This window comes from Streptomyces sp. NPDC060198, assembly GCF_042728415.1.
Lineage (GTDB): Bacteria > Actinomycetota > Actinomycetes > Streptomycetales > Streptomycetaceae > Streptomyces.
The window spans coordinates 1-3,327 of sequence record NZ_JBHWZJ010000555.1 but is presented as its reverse complement, the minus strand read 5'-3'; the positions used below and the strand labels follow the sequence as shown (position 1 = coordinate 3,327).

Genomic DNA, 3,327 nt, shown 5'->3' with positions numbered 1-3,327 from the left:
GGTCCGGGCACACCGGGTTCGGTGAGCCCGGACCGGTCCGGTACACCTGGCCGGGTTCGCAGGCGAGAGCGGGTGCCCTCAGGCACCGGCCCCCCGCCTGCCCTCCGCCTTGCGCGCACGGCGCGCCGCGAGGACTCCGGGCTCGGCCCGCATGTGCGGCGGCACGGCGAACTTCGGGGCGTTGAAGAGGATCACGCACATCTCGCAGAGCGCCGAGGCCAGAATGATCAGCACCCCCGCGGCGACGGCCCACGAGGCCACCGGACCGTCGAACAGCCCCATCAGGAACACCACCACCACGCCCCACAGGGCGGCCGCGGTGACACCGGCCGACCGCACCTCCCCCCTCCGCACGACAAGCCCGAACGGCAGAACGGCGGAGAAGAAATCGGCCACGTCCGGATTTCGCCAGAGGTGGACGACCTTCCAGGTCATGAAGGCGTTCCCCAGCACGAGAGAACCAAAAACGATCACCATCAGAACCATCGTGGGCCCCCCTTTTCGGCCGGCCGACGCCGACCCCGGACTGTCGCCGAGCGGCCCACGCAGAGCGACCGGCCGATCGGAACACCAGCTTCCCGCACGCGTGCGTTTTCGCTCACCCCGGGGGAGACCCCGCACCGACAAGACTGCGTCAAAACGACTGCGTCCATACGGGTCGCGGTGCGCGAATCCGCTGCCCCGCGCGGGAGCCGATCGACCGAAGAGCGTGTCGGCCCACCGTGCCCGAAGCTCCGCAACCATGAGCGCGGGGCCGTCCGTTCGCCCCGTCCCGCGAGCCGTCGGGCGACCACCCCCGCCCCGGGCGGGCGCGTGTCCGCGCCCACCGATCCCTCACGGTTCGACCGGACGTGCCCCACATGCCGCACAGACCGGATTCGCCCCTCGGGATGACGTCCGACGGCACAGAGGTCGCGCGCACTCATTGACAGGGACACACCCCCGGCGACACTCTCGGGAGAGCGCTCTCCAAGACCGGCCACGGGAAGCCGGTCCTCCCTCAGCACCCGCCAGGAGCCCACGTGTTCAGATCACCCCACGCCCGTTCAGGCCGTCCACGACCCGGCCGCCGACTCGTCTCCCTCACCGCCCTCGGCGCCCTCGTCGCGTCCTCGCTCACCCTCCTCGCGGCGCCGGGCGCCACGGCCGCCGACACGCTGCTCTCCCAGGGCCGGACCGCCACCGCCTCCTCGCAGGAGGGCGACGGCTACTCCGCCGCCGCGGCCGTCGACGGCAACCTCACGGGCACCCGTTGGGCGAGCCAGTGGAGCGATCCGCAGTGGATCCAGATCGACCTCGGCGCCACCGCCAGCCTCAGCAGGGCCGTCCTGACCTGGGAGGGCGCCTACGGCAAGTCGTACGAGATCCAGGCGTCCGACAACGGCACCGACTGGCGGAGCCTGCGCACGGTCACCCAGGGCGACGGCGGCACGGACGACCTCACCCTCTCCGGCTCCGGCCGGTACGTCCGGATGCTCGGCACCCAGCGGTCCGGCGGATACGGCTACTCCCTCTGGGAGTTCCAGGTCTACGGCAGCACCGGCACCACTCCCCCGCCGGCCACCGGCGGCGCCGTGAAGGTCACCGGATCGCAGGGGAACTGGCAGCTCCAGGTGGGCGGGCAGCCGTACACCGTGAAGGGCCTCACCTGGGGCCCGTCCGTCCCCGACTCCCCGAAGTACCTGCCGGACGTGAAGTCCATGGGCGTCAACACCATCCGCACCTGGGGCACCGACGGCTCGACCAAGCCGCTGCTCGACGCGGCGGCGGCCAACGGCATCCGGATCATCAACGGCTTCTGGCTCCAGCCCGGCGGTGGCCCCGGCAGCGGCGGCTGCGTCAACTACGTCACGGACACCACCTACAAGAACAACTCGCTGGCCGAGTTCGCCAAGTGGGTCGACGCCTACAAGTCGCACCCCGCGACCCTGATGTGGAACGTCGGCAACGAGTCGGTGCTGGGTCTCCAGAACTGCTACAGCGGTACGGAGTTGGAGGCGCAGCGCAACGCGTACACCACCTTCGTCAACGACGTGGCCAAGAAGATCCACTCGATCGACCCGGACCACCCGGTGACCTCCACCGACGCGTGGACCGGTGCCTGGCCGTACTACAAGCGGAACGCGCCCGACCTCGACCTGTACGCGATGAACTCCTACGGCGACGTCTGCAACGTGCAGCGCGACTGGGTGGCGGGCGGCTACACCAAGCCCTACATCATCACCGAGACCGGTCCGGCCGGCGAGTGGGAGGTCGCGAACGACGCGAACGGCATCCCCGAGCAGAAGACCGACGTGCAGACCGCGGCGGGGTACACCAACGCGTGGAACTGCGTCACCGCCCACCGGGGCGTGGCGCTCGGCGCGACGATGTTCCACTACGGCACCGAGCACGACTTCGGCGGGATCTGGTTCAACCTGCTGCCCGGCGGGTTCAAGCGGCTCTCGTACTACGCGGTGAAGCAGGCGTACGCCGGTTCGACCGCCGGGGACAACACGCCCCCGGTGATCAGCAACATGACCGTCACCCCCTCCTCGGCGGCCCCGGCCGGCAAGGAGTTCACCGTCCGCGCCGACGTCCGCGACCCGGACAACGACCCGGTGACGTACAAGATCTTCCTCAGCGGGAACTACGCCAACGGCGACAAGGGGCTGGTGGAGGCCGCGTGGCGGTCCACCGGGAACGGCACCTTCGCAGTGACGGCTCCTGAGAAGCTCGGCGTCTGGAAGGTCTACATCCGTGCGGAGGACGGCCACGGGAACGCGGGCTTCGAGACGAAGTCCGTGAAGGTCGTCGCACCGCCGGTGGACGGCACCAACGTGGCGCTGAACAAGCCGGCCACGGCCTCCTCCTCGCAGGCCTCGTACGGCGACTGCCCCTGCACCCCGGCCAACGCGGTCGACGGCAACCCGGTCACCCGGTGGGCCAGCGACTGGAGCGACCCGCAGTCCATCCAGGTCGACCTGGGCGCGCGCACCGCTCTGCGGACCCTCCAGCTCCAGTGGGACCCGGCCTTCGCCTCCTCGTACGAGGTCCAGCTGTCGGACGACAACGCCACCTGGCGCACCGTGTTCACGACCACCACCGGCAACGGGGACATCGACACCGTCGCCCTCGGACAGTCGGCACGCTACGTCCGCCTCGCCCTCAAGGCCCGTGGCACCGGCTGGGGTTACTCGCTGCACGAGATCGGCGTGTACGCCTGACGACGGGCGCGCCCCCTCCTTCGTGGCGGCGGGGGGGGGCCCGGGCCCGCGGGCGGCCCCCCCCCCCCCCCCGGGGGGGGCCCCCAGAAAAGGACCAACAAAGTGGAGTAAAAAAAAAAGA

General features: G+C 70.5%; 2 protein-coding genes. One reads left to right on the top strand and one right to left on the bottom strand.

From position 1 onward, the window contains the following. Positions 1-78 precede the first annotated feature (78 nt). On the bottom strand, positions 79-477 hold the full coding sequence (locus tag ACFWEP_RS33325) for a hypothetical protein (RefSeq protein ID WP_387375845.1): 399 nt from the start codon (positions 475-477) through the stop codon (positions 79-81). A 545-nt stretch (positions 478-1,022) separates the two neighbouring features. Here ACFWEP_RS33325 and ACFWEP_RS33320 point away from each other — a divergent pair. After that, positions 1,023-3,206, top strand: a complete 2,184-nt coding sequence (locus ACFWEP_RS33320; RefSeq protein WP_387375843.1) for a discoidin domain-containing protein — start codon at positions 1,023-1,025, stop codon at positions 3,204-3,206. The last annotated feature ends 121 nt before the right edge of the window (positions 3,207-3,327 follow it).